Origin of the sequence: Streptomyces sp. NPDC018693 (genome assembly GCF_044391385.1) — a bacterium.
GTDB lineage: Bacteria > Actinomycetota > Actinomycetes > Streptomycetales > Streptomycetaceae > Streptomyces.
Genome location: NZ_JBIRZZ010000019.1, coordinates 20,008 through 34,423 on the forward strand (window position 1 = coordinate 20,008; position 14,416 = coordinate 34,423).

The following is a 14,416-nucleotide window of genomic DNA, read 5'->3' on the forward strand; positions in this document are numbered from 1 at the left end:
ATCGTCATGCGCGCAGTCTCAGGCCGCGTGGGGTCGCGATGAAGCCCGCTCCTTCCAGGAGAGCGCCGAGGGGGGAGGTCAGGGCCGAGGCGCCGTTGACGCGCTCCACCGTGACCGTGCCGAGGGAGCCTGCGCGGGCCGCGGCGGCGAGGGCCTCGGCCGCGGCGTGCAGACGCCGGTCGTCGGCGGGCGGGGTGTCGTCGCCCGGGTGGGCGGGCCAGGCCAGCAGCGTCTTGCCGCCCCGCTCCATGTACAGCGTCAGCTCGCCGTCGACGAGGACGACCAGGGAACCCGCCTTGCGGCCCGGCTTGTGCCCGGCGCCCGCCGGGGGCTCCGGCCAGGGGAGCGCGGAGCCGTACGCGTTCGCCGGATCGGCGGCGGCCAGGACGACACCTCGGGCAGGGGCGGCGGAGCCGTGACGACCACGGTGGGGGAAGGGCGTGGTGTACGGCGATGCAGGGCCGCCGCGCATGCCGCCGCGCGGGCCACCGCCGCCGGGAGCGGCGACGTCACGTATGCGGTCGCCCGGGATGGTGGGGAGGTCGGGGAAGCCGTCCAGAGTCTCGTACGGGGCGGGTGAGCCGAAGTCGGGCACACCGGTGTCCGGGGACGGGCCGAAGGCGCCGTCGGTGCCGTTGCCGTAGGGGGCGGGGTTGGGGCGGCTGTCGGTGTCGCTGCCGAAGTGGGCGGGGTCGGGGCGGCCGTCGCCCCGCTCACGGGCGTTGGCCACGGCGCGCAGGCGGTCCACCGCGCCGTCCATGGCGAACTGCGCGGCGCCGAGGCCCTCCACCACATAGCCGCGCCGGGCCTGGCCGCTCTCCTCGAAGACGGACAGCACGCGGTACGTCGCCGAGAAGCCGCCCTCGACGCCCTCGGCGGAGACCGCGCCCCGGGTCACCACGCCGTGCCGGTCGAGGAGCGCGCGGGCCAGGGCATGGGCGCGGACCGTGGGGTCGGGCTCCTGGGCCGGGAGCAGGGACCAGCGGCCGGCGACGGTCGGCGGGCCGGTCCGGGAGGCCGGGCGGGCGGCGGCCGTCAGCGAGCCGTAGCGGCCGCGCGGGACCGCCCGCTTGGCGCGGTGGGCCGTGGAACCCGCCGTACGGCCGGAGCCCAGCAGGGAGCGCATGGGGGCCAGCGTGTCGTTGGTGAGCCGGCCCGACCAGGCGAGGTCCCAGATCGCGTCGGCCAGCTGGGGGTCGGTGACCTCGGGGTGGGTGGTGGCGCGGACCTGGTCGGCGATCTGGCGGAAGAACAGGCCGTAGCCGCCGGAGAGGGCGTCCAGGAGGGACTGGTGGAGCGCGGTGAGCTCCAGGGGGTGGGGTGCGGGCAGGAGGAGGGGCGCCGCGTCCGCCAGGTACAGGGAGACCCAGCCGTCCTTGCCGGGCAGGGCGCCCGCTCCTGCCCACACGATCTCTCCGGCGGCGGTGAGCTCGTCGAGCATGGCCGGGGCGTAGTCCGTGACACGGGAGGGCAGGACCAGCTTCTCCAGGGCGGAGGCGGGCACGGATGCGCCCTGGAGCTGCTCGACGGCGCGGAGGAGTCCGTCGACGCCGCGCAGGGCGTGGCCCTTGCCGATGTGCTGCCACTGGGGGAGGAACTGGGCGAGGGCGGCCGGTGGGACCGGCTCCAGCTCGTGCCGCAGCGCGGCCAGGGAGCGGCGGCGCAGGCGGCGCAGGACGGCCGCGTCGCACCACTCCTGGCCGATGCCCGCCGGGTGGAACTCGCCCTGGACGATCCGGCCGCTCGCCGCGAGCCGCTGCAGGGCGCCCTCGGTGACCGCGACACCCAGACCGAAGCGGGCGGCGGCCGTGGCGGAGGTGAAGGGGCCGTGGGTGCGGGCGTAGCGGGCGAGGAGGTCACCGAGCGGGTCCTTCACCGGCTCGGTGAACGCCTCCGGGACGCCGACCGGCAGGGCGGTGCCCAGGGCGTCGCGCAGCCGGCCCGCGTCCTCGATCGCAGCCCAGTGGTCGGCCCCGGCGATCCGCACCCGGATGGCGCGGCGGGCGGCGGCCAGCTCCTGGGCCCAGTGCGCCTCGGCGCCGCGCTCGGCCAGCTCGGCGTCGGTGAGCGGGCCCAGGAGACGGAGGAGGTCGGCGACGCCTTCGGCGTCCTTGGCACGGCGGTCCTCGGTGCGCCACTGCAGCTCGCGCTCCAGCTCGGCCAGCACCTCCGCGTCCAGCAGCTCACGCAGCTCCGCCTGTCCGAGCAGCTCGGCCAGCAGCCTGGAGTCGAGGGAGAGCGCGGCGGCGCGGCGCTCGGCGAGCGGCGAGTCACCCTCGTACAGGAACTGGGCGACATAGCCGAAGAGCAGGGACCGGGCGAAGGGGGACGGCTCCGGGGTGGTCACCTCGACCAGGCGCACCTTGCGGGACTCCAGGTCGCCCATCAGCTCGACCAGGCCCGGGACGTCGAAGACGTCCTGAAGGCACTCGCGGACCGCTTCCAGGACGATCGGGAACGAGCCGAACTCGCTCGCGACCTCCAGGAGCTGGGCGGCACGCTGGCGCTGCTGCCACAGCGGGGTGCGCCTGCCGGGGTTGCGGCGCGGCAGCAGCAGCGCGCGGGCGGCGCACTCCCGGAACCGGGACGCGAACAGCGCCGAACCGCCGACCTGGTCGGTGACGACCTGGTCGACCTCGCCCTTGTCGAAGACGACGTCCGCGGCGCCGACCGGGGCCTGCTCCGCGTCGTATTCGGCACCGGCCTTGAGGGGCTCCTGGTCGAGCAGGTCCAGGCCCATCAGATCGGCGTCCGGCAGGCGCAGCACGATGCCGTCGTCGGCGTGCATGACCTGGGCGTCCATGCCGTACCGCTCGGCCAGGCGGGCGCCGAGGGCCAGGGCCCAGGGGGCGTGTACCTGGGCGCCGAAGGGGGAGTGGACGACGACCCGCCAGTCGCCCAGTTCGTCGCGGAAGCGCTCCACGACGATGGTGCGGTCGTCCGGGACGTGGCCGCATGCCTCGCGCTGTTCGTCCAGGTAGGAGAGCACATTGTCGGCGGCCCAGGCGTCCAGCCCCGCGGTGAGCAGGCGCAGCCGGGCATCGTCCCTGGACAGTGAGCCGACCTCGCGGAGGAACGCGCCCACCGCGCGGCCCAGTTCGAGCGGGCGGCCGAGCTGGTCGCCCTTCCAGAAGGGCAGCCGGCCGGGGACTCCCGGGGCGGGGGAGACCAGGACGCGGTCGCGGGTGATGTCCTCGATGCGCCAGGAGCTGGTGCCCAGCGTGAAGACATCGCCGATGCGTGACTCGTAGACCATCTCCTCGTCCAGCTCGCCGACCCGGCCGCCGCCCTTCTTCGGGTCCGCGCCGGCGAGGAAGACACCGAACAGGCCCCGGTCGGGGATCGTGCCGCCGGAGGTGACGGCGAGGCGCTGGGCGCCGGGGCGGCCGGTGACCGTACCGGTGACGCGGTCCCACACCACGCGCGGGCGCAGCTCGGCGAACGCGTCCGAGGGGTAGCGGCCGGCGAGCATGTCCAGCGTGGCCGTGAACGCCGACTCCGGGAGCGAGGCGAAGGGGGCCGCCCGGCGGACGGCGGCGAGCAGGTAGTCGAACTGCCAGGTGTCCATCGCCGTCATCGCGACGAGCTGCTGGGCCAGCACGTCCAGCGGGTTGGCGGGGACCCTCAGGGACTCGATGGAGCCGGTGCGCATCCGCTCGGTGACCACGGCCGCCTGCACCAGGTCGCCGCGGTACTTCGGGAACACCACGCCCGTGGAGACCGCGCCCACCTGGTGCCCCGCGCGGCCGACCCGCTGCAGGCCCGAGGCCACCGAGGGCGGGGACTCCACCTGGACGACGAGGTCCACGGCGCCCATGTCGATGCCCAGCTCCAGGCTGGAGGTGGCGACCACGGCGGGCAGCCGGCCCGCCTTCAGGTCCTCCTCGACCAGGGCACGCTGCTCCTTGGACACCGAGCCGTGGTGGGCGCGCGCGATGACCGGCGGGGCGCCCTGTGCCGCGCCCGAGCCGCCCATCAGCTCGGCGGGCGCGTGATGCTCGTCGAGCGTCTCGCCGGTCGCGCGCTCGTAGGCGATCTCGTTGAGCCGGTTGCACAGCCGCTCGGCCAGGCGCCGGGAGTTCGCGAAGACGATCGTGGAGCGATGGGCCTGGACCAGGTCGGTGATCCGCTCCTCCACATGCGGCCAGATCGACGGGCGCTCGGTGCCCTCCGAGCCGTCGGCGACCGGGGAGCCGCCCAGCTCGCCCAGATCCTCCACCGGGACGACGACCGAGAGGTCGAACTCCTTGCCGGACTTCGGCTGGACGATCTCCACCTTGCGGCGTGGGGAGAGATAGCGCGCGACCTCGTCGACCGGGCGGACGGTCGCCGACAGGCCGATACGGCGGGCCGGCTTCGGCAGCAGCTCGTCCAGCCGCTCCAGGGTCAGCGCGAGATGCGCGCCGCGCTTGGTGCCCGCGACCGCGTGCACCTCGTCCAGGATCACCGTCTCCACGCCCGTGAGCGCGTCGCGGGTGGCCGACGTCAGCATCAGGAACAGGGACTCCGGGGTGGTGATCAGGATGTCCGGCGGGCGCGTGGACAGCGCGCGGCGCTCGGCGGCCGGGGTGTCGCCGGAGCGGATGCCGACCTTCACCTCGGGCTCGGGCAGGCCCAGGCGGACCGCCTCCTGACGGATGCCGGTCAGCGGGCTGCGCAGATTGCGCTCCACGTCGACCGCGAGGGCCTTGAGCGGCGAGACGTACAGCACGCGGCAGCGCTTCTTCGGGTCGGCCGGCGGGGGCGTCGCCGCGAGCCGGTCGAGGGCCGCGAGGAAGGCGGCCAGGGTCTTGCCGGAGCCGGTCGGGGCCACCACCAGCACGTCCGAGCCCGCACGGATCGCCTGCCAGGCGCCCGCCTGGGCCGCGGTGGGCGCGGAGAACGCCCCCGTGAACCAGCCGCGGGTCGCGGGGGAGAAGCCGTCGAGGGCTCGGTGTGCGGAGCTGACCATGCGTCCATCCTGCACCCGGCCACTGACAATGCCCCGCACCTGCGCAGATGCCGGCCGGTGGCTCGGCAGGAGGCGGGCGGGCGCTGTGGCGGAGAATGGGGGGCATGGGAGGTTCGGCGGAGCGGGCGCGGCACTGGCAGTACGCGGAACTGCCGGACGTCGACCTGCTGCGGGCCCGGTATGTCCGGAAGACGTTCGTGCGCCACACGCACGAGCAGTTCGTGATCGCCGCCGTCGCCGAGGGCGCCGAGGTCTTCCGGCACCGCGGGGCCGACCAGTACGTCGGAGCCGGGGCCCTCGCGCTCGTCAATCCGGACACCCCCCACACCGGACGGGCCGGCGTGCCCGAGGGGTGGCGCTACGGCGCGGTGTATCCGTCGCCGGAGGTCGTGACCGCCATCGCCGCCGAGACGACGACGCTGCGCGGAACGCCCGGCTTCGTCAGCCGGGCTGCTCGTCCCCGCGGGCGTCCTCGAACGGCCCCTCGTGCGAAGGCTCGCTGCCCTGCTGCCCGTCGCCATGCTGGCCGCCCTGACCGCCCAGCAGACCTTCGCCGACGGGCACGCGCTGGTGCTGGACGCGCGGGCGGCCGGCCTCGCGGCGGCCGCCGTGGCGCTCGCCCTGCGGGCTCCGTTCCTGCTGGTCGTCGCCGCGGCCGTGGTGGTGACGGCGGGGGTGCGGGCCTTGGGCGGGGGCTGAGCACACGGTGGCACGCGCGTGGGGTCTCGTCACCTGCACGGCGGCGGTCGGCGCTCGGACACCGTCCCGCGTGTGCGGTCTCGGGTACCTGGACGGTGGCGGCCGGCGTGCCCGGCTGCGCCGCACACGCGCGTGCGGTCGCCGGTGAGGGCGTACGAGGACCGCCGCCCCGCATCGGGGCACGCGCGTGTGGCCGCTGATCGGGTCGGCTCTCTGTCCGGCGGCCCCGTCTCATATGCGCGCGTGGCCGGTTGCCGCCTGGGGATGGACCGGAAACCCGCCAGGGGTGTCGCGCGCGTGGCCGGTGGCGCTCTGCTGTGCCGCCGGCCGGCAGGCACGTGTTCTGGCGGCCGGCGGAACGCCGATGGACGTCCGGTCAGCCGATGGAACGTCCGTGTGCCCTGAGCGTGCGCAGAGCCTCGATGGTCACCATCGGGCGGGCCTCCAGGGTGGTGCCGGGTGCCCAGCGGCGCCAGCGGATCGGCCAGCCGCCGTCCTCCTGCTGCTCGGCGGCGAGGAAATCCAAGGAACGGGACATTTCGTCGTCGGTGAACCACGCGCGCGCGAGGGAGTGCGGGGTCCGCGCGAAGTCGTGCGGGAAGTGGTGCTCGCCGGGGGCGTAGCCCGGCGCGACCGGGTAGTCCTCCAGGCGGTCGGGGTCGAGCGCGGCGAGCCGGTGCTCGCGCACCAGGCGGCCCAGGCGGTCGGCGGCGGCCTCCGCGCGGGCGCGGTCGGGCGCGGAGTCGAGGAAGGCCACGGCGGCCTCCACCTCGTACGGATGGGACCTCTCCAGGGACTCCACCGCCTGCCAGCAGAACTCGGTGGCCCGGAAGAGCCAGGCATGCCACACCTCGTTGCGGTGCAGCGTGCCCACCACCGGCCCGGTGGCCAGGAGTTCGCTGGGCGGGTCGTCCACGATCGGGATGAACGGCGCCGCCGGATAGCCGCGCTGGCTGGGATGGATCGCCGGCAGGGCACCGTCCGCCGTGGAGACGGACGTCAGATAGCGGCACACCCGCTCCACCCGCTGCCCGCCGCACCGTCCGATGGAGTCCAGGACGTGCAGCGCGTGCGCGGTGTGCAGGGGCTGGCTGACGGGGCCGCGCAGATCGGGTTCGAGCGCGTGGCCGTACCCGCCGTCATCGTTGCGGTAGGCGTCGAGTGCGGTCTCGACGGGATCCGCGCCGCCGTGGAGGAAGTGGTGGGCGAAGAGGCGCTGCTCCAGCACGCGCGCGGTGAGCCAGACGAAGTGCTCGGCGCGGAAGAGCGGGGAGCGCGCCGGGGGCGTCGGGGGGAGTGGGGATGCTCCGTTTTCGGCCATGGGTCAGACCGTAGGGTGCGAAGCGGTCCCGGCAGGCGGCCTGGGCCGGGGCCACCCCCGGGCGCGGGATACTGATGTCATGCGGTTGACGGTCTTCTGGCAGCGGATGGCGGAGCACTTCGGTGCGGGATACGCCGAAACCTTCGCACGCGACCACGTGATGTCGGAGCTCGGCGGGCGCACGGTGCAGGAGGCTCTGGCGGCCGGCTGGGACGCGAAGGACGTGTGGCGAGTGGTCTGCACGGTGATGAACGTTCCGCAGGAGAGGCGCTGATCGGTGACGGAGATTGCCGGAGCACGTCCGAATGCCGGTGGCGTCGGCGAGACTTGGCCCGTGGCACCCACTGACGACACCGAGCAGATCGACCGGCACACCTCCCCGCCCGGCACGGCGACGACCGTCGGGCCCTCCGCCGAAGGCGGCCCCGTGCCGGGCGCGCGCATGCCGCGCTGGCTGCCGCGCGCCATGGTGCTCGTGTTCGCCCTGTTCGGCGTGTTCCAGCTGGGGACCTGGGCCTTCCACCAGTTGACCGGCCTGCTGATCAACATCCTGATCGCGTTCTTCCTGGCCCTCGCCATCGAGCCCGCGGTGAGCCGGATGGCCGCGCGCGGGATGCGCAGGGGGCTCGCCACCTTCCTGGTCTTCCTCTTCCTGCTGGTCACGGTCGCCGGGTTCTTCACCCTGCTCGGCTCGTTGCTGGCGGATCAGATCATCAAGATGATCGACGGGTTCCCGGGCTATCTGGACTCCGTCATCAACTGGATCAACACCACCTTCAACAGCGACCTCAGACGCGTCGACATCCAGGAGGGGCTGCTCCGTTCCGACTGGCTGAAGCGGTACGCGCAGAACAGCGCAGCCGGCGTCCTGGACGTCTCCGCGCAGGTCCTCGGCGGGCTCTTCCAGGTGCTGACGGTCACGCTGTTCTCGTTCTACTTCGCCGCCGACGGGCCGCGGCTGCGCCGCGCCCTGTGCTCGGTGCTGCCGCCCGCGCGCCAGGCCGAGGTGCTGCGCGCCTGGGAGATCGCCGTCGACAAGACCGGCGGATACCTGTACTCACGCGGGCTGATGGCGCTGATCTCGGGCATCGCGCACTACATACTCCTGCAGGCCCTCGGCATCCCCTACGCGCCCGTGCTCGGTGTGTGGGTGGGCGTGGTCTCGCAGTTCATCCCCACCATCGGCACCTATCTCGCGGGCGCCCTGCCGATGCTGATCGCCTTCACGGTCGACCCCTGGTACGCGCTGTGGGTGCTGGTCTTCGTCGTGGTCTACCAGCAGTTCGAGAACTACATGCTGCAGCCCAAGCTGACCTCGAAGACCGTCGACATCCACCCGGCCGTCGCCTTCGGCTCGGTCGTCGCCGGCACCGCCCTTCTCGGCGCGGTCGGTGCGCTGATCGCCATCCCGGCGGTCGCCACCCTGCAGGCGTTCCTGGGGGCGTACGTGAAGCGGTACGACGTCACCGACGACCCCCGTGTCCACGGCCACCGGGACCGCGGGGAGCGGGGCGGCCGGACGGGTGTGCTCGCGCGCGCGTGGCGGGTGGGGGCCGGGGCGAGGGCCGGGACCCGGACGCCGGAGCCGCAGGCGGGCTCCGACTGACGGGGCGGGCGGGCTGCGCGGGGCCGTGATCCGGGCCGGGCGCGGGCTCGCGGTCGTACCCTCGGGAGTGCCTCGTGGTGCGCTTGACACAAAAATCGAACATCCATTCTCATGGAGGCTCCGGCGAGGCTCTCGGCGGGTATTTCGTCCTGGTTCGGGCCGGGAAGTGCCCGAGTTATCCACAGGCCGGACCGGCGTCGGGGCGCATTGTCAGTGGCAGGCGTTAGCGTCTTTGACGTGAAGCGATCGACTACAGCAAACCGGGTGGAACCCATGGCAGGAACCGACCGCGAGAAGGCCCTTGATGCCGCGCTCGCACAGATTGAACGGCAATTCGGCAAAGGCGCGGTCATGCGCATGGGCGAGCGGTCGAAGGAGCCCATCGAGGTCATCCCGACCGGGTCGACCGCGCTCGACGTGGCGCTCGGCGTCGGCGGTCTGCCGCGCGGCCGTGTCGTCGAGATCTACGGACCGGAATCTTCCGGTAAGACCACGCTGACCCTGCACGCCGTGGCCAACGCACAGAAGGCCGGCGGCCAGGTCGCCTTCGTGGACGCGGAGCACGCCCTCGACCCCGAGTACGCGAAGAAGCTCGGTGTCGACATCGACAACCTGATCCTGTCCCAGCCCGACAACGGCGAGCAGGCCCTGGAGATCGTGGACATGCTCGTCCGCTCCGGCGCCCTCGACCTCATCGTCATCGACTCCGTCGCCGCACTGGTGCCGCGCGCGGAGATCGAGGGCGAGATGGGCGACAGCCACGTGGGTCTGCAGGCCCGCCTGATGAGCCAGGCCCTGCGGAAGATCACCAGCGCGCTCAACCAGTCCAAGACCACGGCGATCTTCATCAACCAGCTCCGCGAGAAGATCGGTGTGATGTTCGGCTCCCCGGAGACCACGACCGGTGGTCGGGCGCTGAAGTTCTACGCCTCGGTGCGTATCGACATCCGCCGCATCGAGACCCTGAAGGACGGCACGGAGGCGGTCGGCAACCGCACCCGCTGCAAGGTCGTCAAGAACAAGGTCGCGCCGCCCTTCAAGCAGGCCGAGTTCGACATCCTCTACGGCCAGGGCATCAGCCGCGAGGGCGGCCTGATCGACATGGGCGTGGAGCACGGCTTCGTCCGCAAGGCCGGCGCCTGGTACACGTACGAGGGCGACCAGCTCGGCCAGGGCAAGGAGAACGCCCGCAATTTCCTGAAGGACAACCCCGACCTCGCCAACGAGATCGAGAAGAAGATCAAGGAGAAGCTGGGCGTCGGCGTGCGCACCGAGGAGCCCGCCGCGGCGCCCGGCGCGGACGCGGCCGTCTCCGCGGGCGCGGCCGCGGACGACGCCAAGACGGTGCCCGCCCCCGCCGCCAAGGCCACCAAGACCAGGGCCGCGGCTGCCAAGAGCTGATCCCCATGACACGGCGAACCGACTGGGCCGAGTACGCCGACCTCGACGCCCCACAGGAGCGGGCGACCGACGGCGACCCGGTCCCGGCCTGGACGGACGACGCACCTGGCGGCACGCGTGACGGCGGGCCGCGCGGCGCGACGGGCCGCCGCAGGCGCCGATCCGCGCTGTCACCCGGTGAAGACGAAGGCGCCTCCTCCTCGTCGAGGGCCGAGCAGGGGGAGTCTTCAGGGGACCCGGCTGAGCGGGCACGGGCGATCTGCCTGCGCCTGCTCACCGGGACCCCGCGCACACGCAAGCAGCTCGCCGACGCCCTGCGTAAACGCGAGATCCCGGACGAGGTGGCCGAGGAGGTCCTCTCCCGGTTCGAGGAGGTCGGGCTGATCGACGACAGCGCCTTCGCGGACGCCTGGGTGGAGTCCCGGCACCATGGGCGGGGCCTGGCCCGTCGCGCGCTCGCGCGGGAACTGCGCACCAAAGGCGTCGACTCGTTGCTGATCGACGAGGCCGTCGCACAACTCGACTCCGAGCAGGAGGAAGCGACCGCCCGCGAGCTGGTCGCCCGCAAGCTGCGCTCCACCCGCGGCCTCGACCGCGACAAACGGATCCGCCGCCTCGCCGGCATGCTCGCCCGCAAGGGCTACTCCGAGGGCATGGCCCTGCGGGTGGTCCGCCGGGCGCTGGAGGAGGAGGGCGAGGACACCGACTTCCTCGACGCCGACGACTTCTGAGACGGCGAGGCTTCCGAGGACGGGCTTGGCGACCCATGCCGACGGCCCGCCCGATGCTGAGCGCAGAGCCACGGGCACGGGCTTCAACGGCCTCCGGGCACGGTAGCCGGCGGACGAGGCCATCGGGACCCTCCACGCCTCCACCTCAGGTGCAACAGGTGCTGGCCAGAAACCGGAGTGCAGTGCGTCGGTACGGCACGGTCAGTCACCATCACCCCGCGGACACAGGGTGACGCTGAGGGCCCTACTGCGCGGCCGCGCCCGCCTCCGCCTCGGTCCGCTCTGCTGCCCCGCCCAGTGCCGCCTCCGCCGCCGTGTACAGGTCGGCTGGACGGACGCCGCTCAGGGCGGTGATCAGATGGCCGTCGGGTCGGATCAGCAGGACGGTGTGGGCGGCCGCGCCGGGGTAGCTCTCGGTGACCAGCAGCTCGGCCGGGTGCGGCAGGGCGGTCACGGCGGCGGCGAGCCGGGGCATGAGGCCGGCGCTCACCCAGTGCCTGCGCTCCCACACCCCAGTGCCCGGCGCGACGAGGAGGACGAGCAGGGCACCGCGGCCGAGCCGCTCGCGCAGCCGGACGAACGAGCCGTCCTCCGCCGTCACCCGTACGTCCGTCACCGGGGCGCCGGGCGCGGTGTCGACCGGCACCTCGGCCTCCAGCCGGCCGGGCGCCAGCGGGGAGTCAGCGTACGTGCCGGGCGCGCCCAGCGGGCCGCGGCCGAGGTGGCCGTCGGTGAGCAGCGCGTCATGACCCCTGGCTGCGCCGGGGACGTACGCCCTTATGCCGCCGCTCCCGCGCAGCAGCGGCAGCACCTGGTCGGCGGCGCGCAACCTGGCGGCGACCGCCGCGCGCCGCTCGGTCTGGTAGCTGTCGAGCAGCGCCTCGCGCGGTCCGTGGTGCCAGGCCGCTGCCAGCTTCCAGGCGAGGTTGTCGGCGTCCCTCAGGCCCTCGTCGAGCCCCTGGGTGCCGAACGCGCCCATCAGATGCGCGGCGTCCCCGGCGAGGAACACCCGTCCGGCGCGCCACCGGCGCGCGAGCCGGTGGTGCACGATGTGGACGCCGGTGTCGAGCAGCTCGTACGCCGGTGCCGGGCCGTCGCTCCAGCCGTCGAGGGTCTCGCGGACCCGGGCGAGCAGCAGCTCGGGCGTGACGAGGTCCTTGCCGGGCGGAAGCAGCCAGTCCAGGCGCCAGACGCGGTCCGGGAGGGGGCGGGCGGTCACCTCTCCGGCCGACGGTCCGGACGTCCGCCAGGGCGGCATCCGATGGAGCAACGCCTGGCCCTCCCAGGGAAGTTCCACGCGCAGCGCGGCCACGGCGTGTCGCTCCACCGCCGTACGGCCCGGGAAGCGGATGTCCTGCAGTTTGCGGACCGTGGAGCGCGGGCCGTCGCAGCCGACCAGGTAGCTGCCGCGCCACCAGGTGCCCTCGGGGCCTCGCGTGTGGGCGGTGACCCCGGAGAGTTCCTGTTCGACGGCGTCCAGGCGGCTGTCGACGGCGATGCTGACGAGCCGTTCGCGTGCGAGGGCCGTGCGCAGGGCGCCGGTGAGCACATGCTGGGCGATGTGCAGCGGCGCGGGCCCGGCGTCGTCGCCGAATGTGATCTCGCGCATCACCTGACGGCGTCGCAGCGACCGCCATCCGGCCCAACGCTCCCCGGCCTGGTCGAGGGGGAGTCCGGTGAGCCGTTCCAGGAGGGCGGTGGTGTCCTCGTGCAGTACTACGGTGCGGGCGAGCCGTGGTTCGTCCTTGCCCGGGCCCTCGTCGAGGATGACCGAGGGGACCTCCTGACGCGCCAGCGCCAGGGCGAGCGTCAGCCCCACGGGCCCCGCTCCGACGATGATCACCGGGTCCACGGCGCGGCTCCCCCTGCCCGTGACGATGCCCTCAGGGACGTATGGGAACTAAAGGTGGGAGCAGGGTGCACGATCACAGAACGTATGCAACCCATTGGCGCTGTTTGCGTCAAGCGACGGGGGCAGTGGCGCGCGCACCACTGCCCCCGTCCAGCTCATGCCATGTGATCGGGCGTCAGACGGTACCGCCCGCCCCCGTGCCGCGGGTGCCGCCGACCTCGGCCGCGTTGAGGTCGTCGACGTCCTCGGCGCCGAGCACCGCGCCCGTGCTGCGCTTGCTGCGCCGCAGGCGGGCCTCCAGCCAGCTCGCGAAGCTGGTGAGGATGAAGTTCAGCACGATGTAGATGAGCGCGACCACGATGAAGCTGGGGATCACGTTGGCGTAGAACGCCGCCAGGGTGCCGCGCGAGTTGAGCAGCTCGGCGAAGCCGATCATCACACCGCCCAGCGCGGTGTCCTTCACGATGACCACGAGCTGGCTGACGATGGCCGGGAGCATGGCGGTGACGGCCTGCGGGAGCAGGATGTTCTTCATCGTCTGGCCCTTGCGCAGGCCGATCGCGTAGGCGGCCTCCGTCTGACCCCTGGGCAGTGCCAGGATGCCGGCCCGGACGACTTCCGCGAGCACCGCGGCGTTGTAGAGCACCAGGCCGGTGACGACCGCGTACAGTGGCCGGTCAGCGCTGCTGACATCCGTGGAACGGGCGAAGAACTCGTTCGCGAACAGCATCAGCAGCAACACCGGGATCGCCCGGAAGAACTCGACCACCGCGCCGGACACCATCCGCACCGACCGATGGTCGGACAGGCGCGCGATGCCCAGGACCGCGCCCAGCGGCAGGGCGATCACCATGGCGAGCGCCGCGGCCTTCAGCGTGTTGGCGAGACCGGGGAGCAGGTAGGTATCCCATGCCTCGGCCTCGATGAACGGCTTCCACAGGGCGGACGTCAGCTGGTCCTCATCGTCCAGGGTCTTCCAGACCCACCACACCAGCACGGCGAGCAGGGCGAAGAAGACCACCGAGACGATCAGATTGCGCCGCTTGGCGCGGGGCCCGGGAGTGTCGTAGAGAACCGAGCTCATCGCTTCACCGCCAGTCGCTTGCTGAGCCAGCCGAAGAACAGGCCCGTGGGCAGGGTCAGGACCACGAATCCGAAAGCGAAGACGAGGCCGATGGGCACCGTCTGAGCCTCGTTCTCGATCATGGTCTTCATCAGGGCGGCGGCTTCGGCGACGCTGATGGCGGCCGCCACCGTGGTGTTCTTCGTGAGCGCGATCAGCACGTTGGCCAGCGGGCCGATGACCGAGCGGAACGCCTGCGGCAGGATGATGAGCGACAGCGTCTGGGTGAAGGTCAGCCCGATGGCGCGCGCCGCCTCCGCCTGGCCGAGCGGCACCGTGTTGATGCCGGAACGGATCGCTTCGCAGACGAAGGCGGCGGTGTAGGCGACCAGGCCGAGCACCGCGAGCCGGAAGCCCTGGTCCTTGAAGTTGTCGGTGCCCATGGTGACACCGAAGATGTCGGCGAGGCCGAGCGAGGTGAACAGGATGATGACCGTCAGCGGGATGTTCCGGACGATATTGACGTAGGCGGTGCCGAACCCGCGCATCAGCGGGACCGGGCTCACCCGCATCGCGGCCAGCAGGGTGCCCCAGACCAGGGAGCCCACGGCGGACAGCACGGTCAGCTGCACCGTTGTCCAGAACGCCCCTAGGACGTCGTAACCTTCAAGAAAGTCGAACACGATCTCCCGCGCTTCCGGGTGTGTGGCGTATGGGGAGGGCGAGGCGCGCCGCCGCCCTGATCGCTACGGACGGCGGCGCGCCGGTGGAACCCCGCATGGCTGGCCCGCG

Annotated in this window: 9 protein-coding genes and 2 pseudogenes; 6 read left to right on the forward strand and 5 right to left on the reverse strand. The window is 72.9% G+C overall.

The window, feature by feature from the left end; all coding sequences use genetic code 11:
- Positions 1 to 4 precede the first annotated feature (4 nt).
- Entirely contained in the window at positions 5 to 4,951 is a 4,947-nt protein-coding gene (locus ACH5AC_RS33260) for an ATP-dependent helicase (protein WP_398866004.1), read from the reverse strand.
- A gap of 104 nt (positions 4,952 to 5,055) precedes the next feature.
- On the opposite strand from ACH5AC_RS33260, the pseudogene ACH5AC_RS33265 reads away from it, so the two are divergent.
- Both ACH5AC_RS33265 and ACH5AC_RS33270 read left to right on the forward strand, forming a co-directional pair.
- Positions 5,056 to 5,397 (forward strand): annotated as a pseudogene (locus ACH5AC_RS33265) (AraC family ligand binding domain-containing protein); the annotation flags it as partial.
- Positions 5,396 to 5,650: pseudogene (locus tag ACH5AC_RS33270) on the forward strand (AzlD domain-containing protein); the annotation flags it as partial. The pseudogenes ACH5AC_RS33265 and ACH5AC_RS33270, both read left to right, overlap by 2 nt.
- A gap of 376 nt (positions 5,651 to 6,026) precedes the next feature.
- Here ACH5AC_RS33270 and ACH5AC_RS33275 read toward each other — a convergent pair.
- Complete coding sequence (locus ACH5AC_RS33275; RefSeq protein ID WP_398866005.1) at positions 6,027 to 6,971, reverse strand: hypothetical protein; 945 nt, start codon at positions 6,969 to 6,971, stop codon at positions 6,027 to 6,029.
- Positions 6,972 to 7,050: 79 nt separating this feature from the next.
- Here ACH5AC_RS33275 and ACH5AC_RS33280 point away from each other — a divergent pair, with 79 nt between their 5' ends.
- The 4 genes from ACH5AC_RS33280 to recX all read left to right on the forward strand — a co-directional run bounded on the left by ACH5AC_RS33280 (position 7,051) and on the right by recX (position 10,709).
- Complete coding sequence (locus ACH5AC_RS33280; protein WP_398866006.1) at positions 7,051 to 7,245, forward strand: DUF3046 domain-containing protein; 195 nt, start codon at positions 7,051 to 7,053, stop codon at positions 7,243 to 7,245.
- A 60-nt stretch (positions 7,246 to 7,305) separates the two neighbouring features.
- A complete protein-coding gene (locus ACH5AC_RS33285) occupies positions 7,306 to 8,577 on the forward strand; it encodes an AI-2E family transporter (RefSeq protein WP_398866007.1) in 1,272 nt (423 codons plus the stop codon).
- A 273-nt stretch (positions 8,578 to 8,850) separates the two neighbouring features.
- Entirely contained in the window at positions 8,851 to 9,978 is a 1,128-nt protein-coding gene (gene recA, locus ACH5AC_RS33290) for a recombinase RecA (RefSeq protein WP_398866008.1), read from the forward strand.
- A 5-nt stretch (positions 9,979 to 9,983) separates the two neighbouring features.
- Positions 9,984 to 10,709, forward strand: a complete 726-nt coding sequence (recX, locus tag ACH5AC_RS33295) for a recombination regulator RecX (protein ID WP_398866009.1) — start codon at positions 9,984 to 9,986, stop codon at positions 10,707 to 10,709.
- A gap of 244 nt (positions 10,710 to 10,953) precedes the next feature.
- Here the strand turns inward: recX and ACH5AC_RS33300 are convergent, their stop codons facing one another.
- The 3 genes from ACH5AC_RS33300 to ACH5AC_RS33310 form a co-directional block, all read right to left on the reverse strand.
- Positions 10,954 to 12,561 carry an FAD-dependent monooxygenase gene (locus ACH5AC_RS33300; protein ID WP_398866010.1) on the reverse strand — a complete coding sequence of 536 codons (1,608 nt, stop codon included), beginning with the start codon at positions 12,559 to 12,561 and terminating at the stop codon, positions 10,954 to 10,956.
- 175 nt (positions 12,562 to 12,736) lie between these two features.
- A complete protein-coding gene (locus ACH5AC_RS33305) occupies positions 12,737 to 13,645 on the reverse strand; it encodes an amino acid ABC transporter permease (RefSeq protein ID WP_398866011.1) in 909 nt (302 codons plus the stop codon).
- On the reverse strand, positions 13,642 to 14,307 hold the full coding sequence (locus tag ACH5AC_RS33310; RefSeq protein ID WP_398866012.1) for an amino acid ABC transporter permease: 666 nt from the start codon (positions 14,305 to 14,307) through the stop codon (positions 13,642 to 13,644). Before ACH5AC_RS33310 ends, ACH5AC_RS33305 begins: the two co-directional genes overlap by 4 nt.
- Positions 14,308 to 14,416 lie beyond the last annotated feature (109 nt).

What these genes read in the sequence shown, in the direction of transcription:
- recX (WP_398866009.1), top strand. Translation starts at nt 9,984, where the DNA reads ATGACACGGCGAACCGACTGGGCCGAGTACGCCGACCTCGACGCCCCA.
- ACH5AC_RS33260 (WP_398866004.1), bottom strand. Translation starts at nt 4,951, where the DNA reads ATGGTCAGCTCCGCACACCGAGCCCTCGACGGCTTCTCCCCCGCGACC.
- recA (WP_398866008.1), top strand. Translation starts at nt 8,851, where the DNA reads ATGGCAGGAACCGACCGCGAGAAGGCCCTTGATGCCGCGCTCGCACAG.
- ACH5AC_RS33280 (WP_398866006.1), top strand. Translation starts at nt 7,051, where the DNA reads ATGCGGTTGACGGTCTTCTGGCAGCGGATGGCGGAGCACTTCGGTGCG.
- ACH5AC_RS33275 (WP_398866005.1), bottom strand. Translation starts at nt 6,971, where the DNA reads ATGGCCGAAAACGGAGCATCCCCACTCCCCCCGACGCCCCCGGCGCGC.
- ACH5AC_RS33305 (WP_398866011.1), bottom strand. Translation starts at nt 13,645, where the DNA reads ATGAGCTCGGTTCTCTACGACACTCCCGGGCCCCGCGCCAAGCGGCGC.